Genomic DNA, 13735 nt, shown 5'->3' on the forward strand with positions numbered 1-13735 from the left:
AGGCCGGCGGCCTCGTTTTTTGCGATGAACGCTCAGTCGAACCGATACCGCAGGTTCGTCGCCGCCGACGTGCGTGAGCACGGCGAACGCGTCGAACTGCGCGGTGCGCGCGAAGCCTTGCCGGCGCTGTGGGTGGATGTGCGCGAGTATCGGCTGGCGCGCCTGTTCGACGGTACGCGGACGACCGCCGCGATCGTCGCCGAGGCCGCGCAGACGCTGGAGCTGCGGCTGCGTGCGTCGCAACTCGAAGCGTTCGCGGCGAAGCTGGCGATTCACGGCCTGCTGGCGCCCGGCATCGTCGATCCGCTGCCGTCGCCGTCGATCATTGAGCCGGATACCGAGCGCGAAGGCGCGCACGCCGATCGTGGGCCGATGCTGCCGTCGACGGTGCCGGGCTCGTTGGTCGGCCCCGGCCTGATGGATGGCCTGCTCGGCGTCACGCTCGACCACCGCGCGCGGCGCCGGCGCCTGATCACGCACCTGGATCCGGGGCTTTGGATCCTGTTCGGTGGCCGCTTGAACTGGCCGCTGGAAAGCGGCGCCACGCTGTGCCTGTTCGGCTTTGTCGCGTTTCTGGCGATCTTCGGCGTCGCGCATCGCGCCGAGCATGCGGCCGACAGTCTGCTGGCGCTGGTGTCGCCGTGGCGGGCGCTCTCTCTGGTGGCGATCAGCTTTGCGCTGATCGAGCTGTTCGGTACCGCGTCGCGTGCCGCCGCCGTGCGCCGCTTCACCGGCACCGTGCCGAAGATCGGCGTGATGCGCAACATGCTCGGCATTCCGCTGTTGCACGTCGATACCGGCGGCGCCGCCGAGCGCGCGCAACGCGCCCAACGCCTGCGCATCGTCGGTGCCGGCCTGACGTCGATGGCGGCGCTGGCGATCGGCGCCGTGTTCGTCTGGTTCCTCGCCGGCCGCACGCATCTGTTGCTGGCATCGTTCAGCATCGGCGTCGCCGCGGTCGCGACTTTCACGCTGCTGCTGCGCCTCAATCCGCTGGTGCGTCGCGACGGCTACTTCCTGCTGGCGCAGCACTATGGCATCGCCGATCTGCGCGAGCAGGCCGGTGCCGCGTGGTTCGAATTTTTCCGGCGCAGCATGATCAGCCAGCAACGCCGGCTCGAACCGTCAACGCTGCTGACGTATTGGGCGCTGATCATCGCCTATCTGTTCCTGGTCCTGTTCCTGTTGTCGCGGACCGTGGGCCTGGTGCTGGACTATTTCCGTGGTCCGGCGTTTGTCATTCTGTTGGTCGTCATGGGGGTCATCGTGAGTCAGACGTTCCGCAATTCCCGCGAGGGCAGCAATCTCGATCTGGGGCAGGTCCCAGGCAAGCCCTGGTACGTGCGCTGGGCTGCGGTGATGGTCGCTGCCGCGTGCTTCGCGATTATTCCGTATCGCTACGATCCGAGTGGCGACTTCACCGTGTTGCCGGGCGACCGTGCCGACGTGCGTGCGCTGATCGCCGGCGACGTTCGTGAAGTGCGGGTCAAGGAAGGTGACGTGGTCAGCGCCGGCCAGGTCATCGCCAAGCTCGCTGACGACGAAGAGCGTGCCCAGGTCGCGATCGCCGAGGCCAAGCTCGCGCAAGCGCAGGCCGATCTGGCGCTGGCCAAGAAGGGCGGCAAGGCCGAGGAAGTGGCCGTTGCCGAGAGCGCCGTTCAGACCGCCAAACAGAAGGCCGACGTTTCCGCGCAGCAGGCGGCGCGCATTGCCGACGCTTACAAGCACAACTCAGTGACGGCGCAGGATTACGAGCGCGCACGCGGCGTCGCCGATGTCGATCAGAAGGCGCTCGACGAAGCCAAGAGCCGTTTGGCCTTGGTGCGCAGCAGCGCCGATGCCGAACGCATCGACGCGCTGGCCGCGCAGGTGCAGCAAGCCCAAGCGTCGCTGGCCTACGCCAAGCAACAGCTCGACTACACTGAAATCAAGGCGCCGATCGCCGGCCGCGTCGTCTCCGACAAGCTGATGTTCGCGCGCGGTTCGTATCTGGATCGCGGCGCCGAGCTGGCGACCATCGAACAGGTCGACCAGCGCGTCGCCGAGATCGATCTGCCCGAATCGTCGGTCGATCAGATCGCCGACGGACGCACGGCCTGGGCCAAGGTCTGGGCGTATCCGGACCGGAGTTTCTCAGGACAAGTGCGCAGCATCGCGCCAAGCGCGGAAAAGACACCGTCCGGCATGATCGTGCGCGTGCAGGTCGTGCTGTCGGACCCGGACGGCAAGCTGCTGCCGGGCATGACCGGCAGCGCCAAGGTCATGGGCCACTGGTACCCGGCTGTCGTGCCGTTCACGCGCGCGCTGGTGCGCTTCGTGCTCGTCGAGGTCTGGTCCTGGCTGCCCTGAGCATGAGCGTCGCGCAGCGACATCGCGGCGCCTCTGCCCGTTCGGGCGAGGGCAAGGCCGCCGGCGTCAGCCGGCGGAGCGCCGCGGCTACGGCCGGAGTCGTCGCATGAACGAGATGGGCCAGCCCCTCGTCGAAACCGACTTTCGCCTGACCTGTCTCAACGGCTTCGGCGATGGCTGGAATCACTACGCGCACAGCATGGCCTGGTTCCGCGGCCGCCTGTACGTCGGCACCACGCGCGCGAGCATGGCCGGCCTCAAGCTGTCGGTGCCGCTGCCGGACATCAAGCCGTGGCCGATCGACTCGCCGATGGACGTCTACGCCATTCCGCGTCAGGCCGAAATCTGGGAGTACACGCCGGAAACGGCGACCTGGCGGCTGGCGTTCCGCTCGCCGACAGTGACCGGCGTCAACGGCCGCAAGGGCGTGCCGAGCTATGTCAGCTATCGCGGCATGACCGTGTTCCAGGCCGCACAGGATCAAGCGCCGTGTCTGTATGTCGCCACCTGGTCGACGCATCTGGCGCACTCGCCGGATTTGCTGCGCTCCGAGGACGGCCAGGAATTCCGGCCGGTCAAGCGCCCGCCGTTCGGGCCGACGGTCCGTTCGTTCCGCACCCTGCAGCCGTTCAATGGCCGCGTGCATCTGAGTGCGACGGCCATGGGTACGGCCAAGGGCTTCAATCAGGACTTCGCCTCGGAAGCGGTGATCTACGCCGCCGATGATCTGGAAGGCGACACCTGGTGCGCGACCAGCCCCGACGGCTTCGGCAATCGCGCCAATTCGACGGTGTTCGAGATGGAGGTCTTCGACGGCCATCTCTACGGGGGTACCGCGAACGCGCGCACCGGCGGCGAACTGTGGAAGACGCGCGGCGGCACGCCGCCATATCAATGGAGCAAGGTTTTCGATCGTGGCGCCGAACGGGGTCTGCACAATGAAGTCGCCGGTTCGATGTGCGAGTTCAAGGGCGCGCTGTATGTCGGCCTCGGCGTCGTCAACGGCGGCTTTCACCGCGCCGCGAAGATCGGCCCGGCCGCCGCCGAGATCATTCGTGTCTGGCCGGACGACAGCTGGGATCTGATCGTCGGCGAATCGCGGATGACGTCGCAGGGCCTCAAATACCCGTTGTCCGGCTTCTCGCCGGGCTTCGACAACATCTTCAACGGCTATGTCTGGCGCATGAAGGAGCATGACGGCTGGCTTTATGCGAGCACCATGACCTGGGCCGGGCTGATGCCGTATCTGCCGATGGAAGTCTGGCCGCCGGACATCCTTGCGCTGCTTGATCGCTGGGGTATCGAGCGGCTCGCCGAAAGCGGCGGCTTCGAGCTGTGGCGCACCCCGGACGGCGTGCATTGGGAGCCGGTCACGCGTGACGGCTTCGGCAACAAATTCAACTGGGGCGGACGTACGTTCGCCTCGACCCCGCACGGCCTGTTCGTCGGTACCGCCAATCCGTTCGGGCCGACCGTCGCCGTGCGCCGCAAGGGCGACTGGCAGTATGTGCACAACCCGCGCGGTGGCTGCGAAGTCTGGCTCGGCGCCAAACAGCATCATGATCCGGTGGCGCCGCCATGAGCCCGGCGCCGATCATCATCGTCGCGGCACCGTTCTGCGGCAGTTCGTGGCTGGCCGGCGTGATGTCGACGATGCCGGACATCTATGCGACGCCGCAGCTTTGCGCGTTCATGGCTGACACCGTCGGCGAGCTGCTCGAAATCTTTTCGCTGAGCCAGGATGAACATGGTGACGGTCTGCATCGCACCGTCGCCGAGCTGTGCTTTGGCGGTCAGCGTGATGCCGAGATCGCCCAGGCGCACCAATGGCTGACGGCGCGTGCGACCAGGCCGGTGACTGACGTACTCGACGAGATTGCGGCGCTGGTGGCGCCGCGGCGTCTGTTGATGCCGGAGACCGAGGCGCCGCTGCGGCCGATGGAATTGCAGCGCATGCGCCGCTGGCGCGACGACACGCAGTTCGTGCACATGGTCCGCCACCCGTGGACGCAGGGCTGCCGGTTCGCGGCGTGGCTGCAGGATCGCTTGTTCGTGCCGGTGGATTTTCGCGACTACAGCCGCTTCCCGCCGCTGCCGGAACCGCAGATTCCGTGGCTGCGTGCCAACTGCAACATCGACAACGCGCTCGGCGATCTCGGTGACGCGCGGGTGCTGCGCGTAATCAGCGAGGCGCTGGATACCGACTTCGGCGACACGATGACGGTGCTGGCGCGAGGGCTGGGCTTGCCGCACGCCTCGGCGTCATGGGCGACGCTGCGCGACCCGGCCGAATGGCGGTTCGCCGGACGCGGCCCGGATCAAGCCCCGGGTGGGCTGGAGGCCGACGTGCGCGGCGCATGGTCGGACGATGCCGAACGCCTGGCGCGCATGCCGACGCTCGATCAGCCCCTGCCGTGGCGGCCGGACGGTCGCGGCTTCGCCGCCGAAGTCCTGCAGCTCGCCGAGCGCTACGGCTACCGCTGAGGTTTGCCGTTGGTGCCGGCCGCTGCCGGCGCGGCTTCCGACGTCGGCCCGCGGTACTGCGAGAAGAAGGTCCAGATGTGCTGGCTGGCGCTGAAGCGCTCGTTGTTGTCGCCCAGCAGGAAGCGCAGATAGGTCTTGCCGCCCGGCCACTGATGACCGACGCCCTGCAGGCCGCACCACTCGACGCCGTCACCGCTCGCGCACTTCTGCAGCTTGTGGCACTGCACGCCGTCGGCGTCGTAGATCTCGTCGGCATCGTTGCTGCAGCCGTTGCGTCGGCCGAATTCGCCGACGACGGTCTGCATCGACGGCCTGAACGTGCCACGGAAAGTGCCGCCGTTCCACGGAATGCGCTTGTCGGCGCGGCCCTGGATCAGCAGCGCCGGCACCGGGTGCCGCGTGCTGCAGTCCTGCACCATGACGCCGCCGGATACCGCGGCGACGGCGGTGAACGTGTCGGGCGCCTCGCAGACGATGCGATGCAGCAGCATCGCGCCGTTCGAAAAGCCAGTGCCGTAGACGCGCGAATGGTCGATCGGCGTGCGCCGTTCGACATCGGTGATGACCTGGCGGACGAAGGCGACGTCGTCGATGTGTTCATCCATCGGTCGGCCGCAGCAGCTGCCGGCGTTCCACGCGCGGCCGACGCCGTCGGGGTAGGCGATGACGACGTTGTGGCTGTCGGCGATGCGGTCCAGCCCGCTCTGCGTTTCCATGATCGCGCCGGTGCCGAGGCCGCCGTGCAGCGCGACGATCAGCGGCCGACCGCCGGCCGGCGCGGAGCCGGGCGGGACGTAGAGCTGGTAGTGGCGGCCAAGATCGCCCTGTTGCAGATCGACCTCGGTGCTGTCGTCGTCGCCGGCATAGGCCACCGCGCCGACCAGTGCGGCGAGCAGCATCAGCATCACGGCGGCGCGTGCGCGCCGGCGACGGCGTCGGGTGCGGGAATTCAGAACACTCATCAGCTTCTCCGACTATCGCGCGCGCCGTTTCGTTCCCCGGACTCGTGCGCGCAGGGCGGACATCGCCGTTTGCGTGGAGGGCACCGGCGTCAGGCGGGTTGATACGAGGTGCCGAGCCGCTCCGGGCGCAGGTCTGGCTCGTCGCCGTGATGGCCGGTAGCGGCGAACAGCGCCGCATTGTCGGCGCCCAGTGCCGGACCGCGATGACGGATCGCCGGGGCGACGCCATCGATACGAAACGGCACGCCGGGCAGGCGCAGGCCATCGACCGTCTGCCACCACGCGCGCGCCGCCAGTTGCGGGTCGGCGACGAGGTCGGCGGCGGTCGCCACCAGCGCCGCGGTGACGCCGGCCGCCTGCAGGCGTTCGACTGCGGCCTCGACCTCCTGCGTTCGGCTCCATACGGTGATCAAGGCATCGAGCGCGTCGTGATGTTGCTGGCGCCCGGCCAGATCGGCATAGCGCGGATCGTCGGCCAGGGCCGCGCCGCCGACGAGGTGTGCCAGCGCGCGCCACTCGGCATCGTCGCGGGCACTCAGCACCAGCCAGCGATCATCGCCGCCCGCCGCATAACAGCCCTGCGGTGCATAGCGTGCATCGCGGTTGCCGATCGGCGCCGGGTCGCGGCCGTCGCGGGCGGCGGCCGCGAACAGCGGCCCGACCAGCCAGCTCGTCGTTTCGAACTGCGACAGTTCTATGGCCTGACTGTGGCCGGTGCGCTCGCACTGCAGCAGGCCGAGCAGCGCCGCGGCGGCACCGAACATGCCGTTGATGGCGTCGACTTCGCGCACGCGATTTGGCAGGTGCGCGTTGTCGTAGGCGGTCAGCGTCTGCACGCCGCCCAGGGCTTCGAGCGTGCCGCCGTAGCCGCAGTACTGCGCGTACGGCCCGCTGCTGCCGAACGCCGGCATCGACAGCAGCACGATGTCGGGCTTGAGCGTGCGCAACCGGTCGTGGCCATAGCCGAGCGCCGCGTAGACGCCGGGCCGTGCGTTCTCGATGACGATGTCGGCGTCGCGGATCAACTGGTCGAGCACGTCGCGATGCGCGTCGAGTTTCAGGTCCAGCGTCAGCGAGCGCTTGCCGCGGTGCAGCTGCCAGAAGCGCGGATGCGTGTCGATGCGCGCCGGGTAACCGCCGCGCATGGTATCGAGCCGCTGCGGATATTCGATCTTGATGACCTCGGCGCCATAGTCGGCCATCAGCCGCGCGGCGTGCGGACCCGACCAGTCATGGGTCATGTCGATGACGCGCAGGTCGGTCAGCGGCGTGTCTGCCGGTGTCTGTACCGGTTGCGGGGCGATGGCGGCCATGGTTTGCGCCGCCAGGCCGACGACGGCGTCCGGCTCGGGTGCGTCCGGCATCGGCGGCTCCGCCCACGGCATCGCAGCGGCGTGGAACGGCGCGCCGGGCAGGACCGCGGCGACACCGTCGGCGCGCTGCCGCGGAGCGAAGAAGCCGCGGGCCCGATGTTGCGGATCATCCAGTACGTCCTGCAGCGAGGCCAGATAACCCCAGGCCATGCCCTGCGCTTGTCCAGCGTGGAAGATCGAGCGCTTGTCGTGGCGCCGCAACCACGGTTGCATCAGCGCTTCGGTGCGTTGGCGCTGGGCAATGCGCTGATCCATGCGTGCCAGTTCCGGCGCCAGCAGTTCCGGTGCCTCGAACAGCGCCGCCCCGCGCAGCCAGCGCCGGATCGGGCCGCCGACCACGGCGGCCTGGCCGTCGGCGCACGGATAGGTACGCCACGGCACCATCGCGTGCTCGTCGTCATTGCGTCGCGCGAGCTTGCCGAGCGCCGTGTGTTCGGCGAGATGGGTTTCGATGTTCATCGCCGCGGCCTCGACGATGGACAGATCGATGGTCGCTCCGCGGCCGTCCTGCTCGCGGCGCCGCAGCGCCATCGCCGTCGCCGTGAGCGCGTGCAGGCCGGCACTGAGCTCGGCCATCGGCAGGCGCGCGTTGAGCGGTTCGCGACGGCCGTCGCCGGTGATCTGCATCAGGCCGGCGCGCGCGTAGAGCGTCAGGTCGCTGCTGCGGTGCAGCCGCTGCGGGCCGTTCTGCCCGAACGGCGTGATCTGCACCAGAATCAGCGCCGGATTCAGGGCGCGCAGCCGCGCGACGTCATAGCCCAGGTCGGCCAGCACCGCGCAACCCCAGCCCTCGAGCAGGACATCGGCGGCGGCGACGCGTGACTCGAAAGCAGCGCGATCGGCCGCCTGCTCGAAGTCCAGCGTCAGGCGCCGCTTGGCACCATGCAGCCAGCACTCGGTATCGGCGTCATGATCGAAGCCGGCCAGCGCCGACGGTGCAGGAATCCGGGTGAGGTCGGCGCCAAAGCCGGCCAGCAGTTTTCCGCAAATGGCCGCGGCCACGTGACCGCTCAATTCGACGATCCGCAGATCGGCAAGTGCAGACATCGGCTCCTCCTACTTTCTTTCTTGTTCACGGGAGCCTGTGGTCCGGCCCCTCTATCGGTTCAGCAACGCGTCCAACTCACTCAGCACGGCAGCGGGGTGCGTGGCCGGAAAGAAGTGCCCGGCCTGCGGCACGTCGATGAAGCGTGCATCCGGCAGGTAACGCATCAGCGCATCGGCGCTGCGCCCGGCGCGGGTGTGTCCTGCGTACTGCAAAAGACAGGGCATTGTCAGTTTTGCATATTGCACGACGTCGGCGCCCGGCGTGCGGAAATCGGCGGCCAGGCTGGTGCCGTCGAGCAATGCCAGCCATTGCTTGGCGGCGCGAATGCCGCCACGGCCTTCGCCAAACGGCGTGAAGGCATCGCGCACGCCGAGTTCGATGCCGGCGACCTTGTGCCGGGCGGCGGCTTCGAGAAAGCGCATGCCGACTTCGGGTTCTTCGTCCCAGCCGTCGCCATCCTGCTTGGCGACGGCTTGCTCGAATGCGGTCAGATGGTCGACGTCGGACAAGCGCAGCTGCGGTTGCAGGCGCTGGACGCGGGTATCGAGCAGGGCGAGGTGCGAGAAGCGCTGCGGGGCGGCGATCGCCGCCTCGAGTGCGATGGCGCCGCCATAGCTGTGGCCGACCAGCGCAGCGCGCTCGATGCCGAGCCGATCGAGCAGATCCAGCAGGTCGTCGGCCTGCTCGGTGGCGGTATAACCCTTGCTGGGTTTTTCACTATAGCCATGGCCGCGCAGGTCATATAGCGTGACGCGGTAGCGTTGTGCCAGCTGGGTGCCGACCGGGTACCAGAACGCGCGATTGGCGCCGAGTCCGTGCACGAGCACGATGTCGGGGCCGGCGCCGAGTTGCTGATGCGCGAGCTTTGGTCTGTCTGTCACGTTGCTGCCTTAATGTTCGGGGGAACACGGGGTTGGCGATGAGGATTGCGGCGGTAGCTGCCGGCAAGTCCAACTTGGGGGTAAAGGAAATGAGTACAGGGGACTACTCGGCGCATACACAGGATGTGATCGAGCACTATCGGCGGCGGCATACCGTGCGTGGCGATCTGTTCGGTGAGCAGCCGTTTGCCAACTACGGGTACTGGACACGCGACGGCATGACCATCGAGCAGGCCGCCGAGGCCCTGACTCAGCTGGTCGCCAGCAGCGCCGGACTCGGACCGGGTGATCGCGTGCTCGACGTCGGCTGCGGCTACGGCGCCGGCGCCGTGTCGTACATGCGGCGCTGCCAGCCGGATGCGATCGTCGGTATCGACGTCACGGACATTCGCATCGACGAAGGGCAGCGCTACGTCGCACGACATGGCTTCGCCGAGCGGATCGAGCTGCAGCTTGGCGACGCGACCAAGATGGCGTTTGCGGACGCCAGCTTCGACAAAGTGGTGTCCGTCGAATGTGCCTTCCATTTCGATACGCGCCGCGATTTTCTGCGTGAGGCGGCGCGGGTGCTGGTCCCGGGCGGGACGCTGACGCTGACCGACATGATTCCGCGCCGCGGCGTCGATCCGCGCGCCTATCTGCGCGGTCGGCCGATTCCCAACGGCGGCATCTGTCTCGACAATCTGGCCAATGCCTATGACGCCGACGTTTACGCCGGCCACCTGCGCGAGGCCGGCTTCACCCATATCCGCATCGAATCGATCATCGACTGGACGCGCATGCGCTTCGTCGACGCGCTGCAAGCGCTGGCGAGCGCGGTCGTCGGCGAGCGGCAGGAGCAGCTGCGCCGCGCGGTCGCCAATCTTCGCCACCACATCGACTGCGGCGAGGACTACGTGCTGGTCGTCGCGCGTCGCGGGCGCTGAGTCCCGGCGCTGCGAGGCGCTGCGAAGCGGGCGGGGCGACAACCGCAGCAAGACGGCGTCCCTCAGGCGAAGAACAGCGGCTTGTCGAGCGGCTTGATCCGGGCGCGCTCGCCGCCAACGCTGATCTGATAGGTATCCGGACGCAGTGGCTGCAGTTCGCCGAGCGCGAGGCGTTCTTCGAAGAAGTCGAGCGTGGCTTCAACCTTGCTGAAGTCGACGCGCTGCTTGAACGGTGCCAGGTCGTAACGCCACCACTGCAGTTTCAGAAAACGTTCGACGAATTTTTCGGCAAAGCGCAGGCGTAGCAGCCGCGCCGGCGAGCCGACCATTACCGCATATGGCGGCACGTCTCGGGTGACGACACTGCGCGCGCCGATCAAGGCGCCGTCGCCGATGGTGACACCGCGCTTGATGAAGGTGCCGGCCCCGATGTACGCCTCATGGCCGATCACCGTCAGGTTGGGCACCGTCGCGACGAAACCGGGATCTTCGAGTTCGCCCGGCGCCAGCCGCTCGAAATCGGGCAGCAGATAGATGCCGGGCATGTAGCGCGGCCGCGTGAACGCGTAGGGGTGCGAGCTGAACCAGTCGGTCGGATGCTCGGGTGGTCCGATCACCGAGCCTTCGCCGATCTGCGAGTAGCGGCCTAGCCGTGTGCGGTAGACGCTGGTGTCGCCGGCCGCGTTGAAGAACGCGAACGCGCCGACCTGACAGTCCTTGAGACGATGCCCCTGCAGATAGGCCGGCCGTTCGTACTGCACCGTGCCGCGCAGCTTGCTGGTCTGGTTGACCAGCAAGCCGTACGGCAGGAAATCGGGGTTCGGCGGATTTTCTCCACGAAACGGAAATTCCGTCATTGCAGTGGCTCCAGGCGTGCGGGGGAGAGACACGCTCAGAGCGACAGCGACGGCACGGTGACTTCGAGGAAGTCGGCGATCTGCCCGAGCGACAAATCGTCGACGTAACGGCCGTCCTTCATCAGCAGTTTGTCGAATGGCGTCTTGCTGATGCCCAGCTCTTCTTCAACCGCAACGATGAACTGGATGATGTCGATCGACTCGAAGCCCAGGTCGCCGAGCAGCTTGGTGTCGCGGCCGATCTCGCCTTCGTATTCGTTATCCCAGTCCTGCGTGAAGTCCTGAACGAGGGGCAGCAGCTTTTGAAAGATTTGGTCGCTCGTGGCCATGAGGGGGTGGTGGCAATGGGTGGTGGAAGAACAGCGGTTGCGGCAGCTTCTTGATCGCGAAGTTGTCGGCACTGCGCGTGACGCAGTAGCTGTCCGGGATCAGTGGCTGCAGCTGGCCGTCGGCAGCACGCGCTTCGAGGAAATCGAGCGCTGCCTCGACGGCACGAAAATCAATCTGGTTCTTGAATGGTGCCAGATCGTAACGCCACCACTGCAGCTTGAGAAAGCGCGCAATGATGGCATCGGAAAAGCGCATGCGGATCACACGCGCCGGCGAGCCGGCGACGATGGCATACGGCGGGACGTCCTTGGTGACGACGCTACCGGCGCCGACCACGGCACCGGCGCCGACGGTCACGCCGCGACGCACGATGACGCCGGCACACAGATACGCCTCGTGCTCGATGATGGTGTCGCTCGGTACGGTGTCGACGTACGACGGTCCCGGCTGTGCGTCCGGGGCCATGCGTGCGAAGTCCGGCAGCTGGTAGAGGTTGGGCATGTACGCCGGCCGCGTGAACGCGATCGGATGCGTACTGAACCAGTCGAGTGGATGCTCCGGTGCGCCGACGATCACCGATTCGGCGATCTGCGCGTAGCGGCCGAAGTGGGCGCGGTACGCGCTGGTGACGCCGGCTGAATTGAAATACGTGAACGCGCCGATCACCGACGCGCGTGCGTCGGCGATCAGCCCATGCGCTTTCAGATCAAGCATCGCGTTCGTCACGTTCGCGGCCGTTCCAACCGTTTCGTTGCCCATTCCCCTCTCCTGTTTCTTGTTTCGGATCGTCGGCATCTAGCGCACCGTGATCCGTCGGCCGGCGTCCGGCCTGCCCGGCAGCCGCATGATGCGGCTGCCGGGATCCAGCGCTACTCCATGTAGCCGAGCATCTGCAGCTGCTCGATCATCTTCTGCTTCTCGGTGGCATCCATGTCGTCGGCCTTCTCGGCGTCGCGTTCCAGGCGCGTCTTCGCACCCTTCTTGACCGGATGTTCGGCCCACCATTCCGGCGTGAAGAACGCCTGCGGGACTTCGCCTTCGAGATCCGACGGCACCGACGTGCCGAGGCTGTAGAGCAGCGTCGACGTGACGTCGACGATCTTCAGGCGATCGACCATGCCGGCCTTGGCGATGCCGTTGCCGTAGGCCATGAAGATGCCGTCCGGATGATGCGTGCCGGCCGCATGCGGGCGCTGCACGACGACCGGCTTGAGGTTGCGGATCGACACGAAGCCGTTGTCGCGCAGCACCAGCGTCAGGTCGCAGGCGCGGTCCATGTGCTGACCCGGGAACCATTCGTCGCGCTTGAGCACGTCGACCACGACCGGCTCGCCGAATTCGTTGCGCAGCTTCTTCAGATCCTCGATCAGCTTTTCGCGGAAGCTGTCGTACTGTTCCGGCGGCACGCCGTGATCGCCCGGCTTTTCGGCGACGCGGATGTGAATGCCGTTCGACGACGGCGTGCGGCAATACGCCGTGGTGCCGCTCCAGTCGAGATTGGCGAAGTTGGCCGCTTCGCGACGCATCGCCATCTCCGAGCCGTCGGATTCGGCCCACTTCAGATAGCCCAGTTCTTCGAGGTAGGCGTTGATGCGCAGCACTTCGGTCGACGCGGTAAAGCCATGGTCGGACGCGAAGAAGACCTGCGCGTCGGGGCCGGCCAGCGTCACCAGCGTTTCGATGTAGCGATCGAGATTGCTGAAGTACTCGAGCACGACTTCGCGCATCAGCTTGTCGTGCCCCTGCGGGTTTTCCGGCAGGATGTTCGGGTCCAGCCACGGCCAGGCCTGATGCTGGATCTTGTCGGTGCCGTCGAACATCACCGCCATCAAGTCCGGCGCGTCGGTCTTGAGCACGTATTCGGCAATGCGGAACCACTGTTCCTCACGCGGCAGGTGATAGCGCACCCACTTGTGCGTTTCTTCCGGCGACAGCGAATCCATCGCCTGCTGTTCGTTCTCGAAATCCCAGGCCAGTTCCTTCGGATCGAAACCTTCGACGTCGCTCTTGAGGCGCTCGAACAGCTCGCGCGGATGCGTGTTGCGGCGCAGATGCTTGGCCGGGGTGAAGCCGGGAATCACGGCGCCGTTGATGTTCTTCGGCGGCGGCGCGGTCAGCGGGAAGTTCAGCGCCGCGCAGCTCATCTTCTTGCGCGTCAGCATCGACCAGATCATTTCCGAGTCGACGTCGCGCGAGTCGTACAGCGTCCAATAAACCTCACCGCCCTTGTCTTCGGCGCGGATGAAGTCGAAGACGCCGTGTTCGCCGGGGCCCTTGCCGGTCATCAGCGAGGTCCAGGCCGGCGGCGTCAGCGGATTCGGTGTCGAGCGCAGCTTGGCGCGGACACCGTTTTCCATGATCTTCTTCATGAACGGCATCGTGATGCCGGTGCCCGGAATGTCGCGGATCATCTCGTCGAGCACGGTGAAGGTGCAGCCGTCGAGGCCGATGAAGAGGGTCTTGGTCTTGCGGGGGAGTGCGGCGTTCATGTCGTTTCCTGCGTTTTCGGCATTGATAGGGACGGC

11 protein-coding genes are annotated in these 13735 nt (G+C 66.9%); 4 read left to right on the forward strand and 7 right to left on the reverse strand.

Features of this window, described 5'->3' with window-relative positions; translation table 11 throughout:
• The first annotated feature begins 24 nt into the window (after positions 1-24).
• From G7Y82_RS03650 to G7Y82_RS03660, 3 genes are all read left to right on the forward strand, one after another.
• Positions 25-2349, forward strand: coding sequence for an HlyD family secretion protein (locus tag G7Y82_RS03650; protein WP_168146672.1), 2325 nt, complete (start codon positions 25-27; stop codon positions 2347-2349).
• A gap of 106 nt (positions 2350-2455) precedes the next feature.
• The gene (locus G7Y82_RS03655; protein WP_168146673.1) at positions 2456-3931 is read left to right on the forward strand and encodes a hypothetical protein; all 1476 of its coding nucleotides are present in this window, start codon (positions 2456-2458) and stop codon (positions 3929-3931) included.
• The gene (locus G7Y82_RS03660; RefSeq protein ID WP_168146674.1) at positions 3928-4833 is read left to right on the forward strand and encodes a sulfotransferase; all 906 of its coding nucleotides are present in this window, start codon (positions 3928-3930) and stop codon (positions 4831-4833) included. Before G7Y82_RS03655 ends, G7Y82_RS03660 begins: the two co-directional genes overlap by 4 nt.
• On the opposite strand, the gene G7Y82_RS03665 is transcribed toward G7Y82_RS03660, so the two are convergent.
• From G7Y82_RS03665 to G7Y82_RS03675, 3 genes are all read right to left on the reverse strand, one after another.
• The gene (locus tag G7Y82_RS03665) at positions 4824-5795 is read right to left on the reverse strand and encodes a CE1 family esterase (protein WP_168146675.1); all 972 of its coding nucleotides are present in this window, start codon (positions 5793-5795) and stop codon (positions 4824-4826) included. The two genes, G7Y82_RS03660 and G7Y82_RS03665, sit on opposite strands and share 10 nt — an antisense overlap.
• A gap of 89 nt (positions 5796-5884) precedes the next feature.
• Positions 5885-8215: a CaiB/BaiF CoA transferase family protein gene (locus tag G7Y82_RS03670; RefSeq protein WP_168146676.1), complete on the reverse strand. Its 2331-nt coding sequence runs from the start codon at positions 8213-8215 to the stop codon at positions 5885-5887.
• Positions 8216-8266: 51 nt separating this feature from the next.
• On the reverse strand, positions 8267-9097 hold the full coding sequence (locus G7Y82_RS03675; protein WP_168146677.1) for an alpha/beta fold hydrolase: 831 nt from the start codon (positions 9095-9097) through the stop codon (positions 8267-8269).
• Positions 9098-9186: 89 nt separating this feature from the next.
• Between G7Y82_RS03675 and G7Y82_RS03680 the strand changes: the two genes are divergently transcribed.
• Positions 9187-10023, forward strand: coding sequence for a class I SAM-dependent methyltransferase (locus tag G7Y82_RS03680; RefSeq protein ID WP_168146678.1), 837 nt, complete (start codon positions 9187-9189; stop codon positions 10021-10023).
• 62 nt (positions 10024-10085) lie between these two features.
• On the opposite strand, the gene G7Y82_RS21650 is transcribed toward G7Y82_RS03680, so the two are convergent.
• From G7Y82_RS21650 to G7Y82_RS03700, 4 genes are all read right to left on the reverse strand, one after another.
• Positions 10086-10880: a CatB-related O-acetyltransferase gene (locus tag G7Y82_RS21650; RefSeq protein WP_168146679.1), complete on the reverse strand. Its 795-nt coding sequence runs from the start codon at positions 10878-10880 to the stop codon at positions 10086-10088.
• Between the two features lie 35 nt (positions 10881-10915).
• On the reverse strand, positions 10916-11209 hold the full coding sequence (locus G7Y82_RS03690) for an acyl carrier protein (RefSeq protein WP_168146680.1): 294 nt from the start codon (positions 11207-11209) through the stop codon (positions 10916-10918).
• Entirely contained in the window at positions 11139-11969 is an 831-nt protein-coding gene (locus G7Y82_RS03695) for an LbetaH domain-containing protein (protein WP_277346234.1), read from the reverse strand. The genes G7Y82_RS03690 and G7Y82_RS03695 overlap by 71 nt, the downstream gene beginning before the upstream one ends.
• Before the next feature lie 110 nt (positions 11970-12079).
• A complete protein-coding gene (locus G7Y82_RS03700) occupies positions 12080-13699 on the reverse strand; it encodes an alkaline phosphatase family protein (protein WP_168146682.1) in 1620 nt (539 codons plus the stop codon).
• Between the last annotated feature and the right edge of the window lie 36 nt (positions 13700-13735).

Origin of the sequence: Solimonas marina, from assembly GCF_012241385.1 — a bacterium.
GTDB classification, from domain to species: Bacteria; Pseudomonadota; Gammaproteobacteria; order Nevskiales; family Nevskiaceae; genus Solimonas; species Solimonas marina.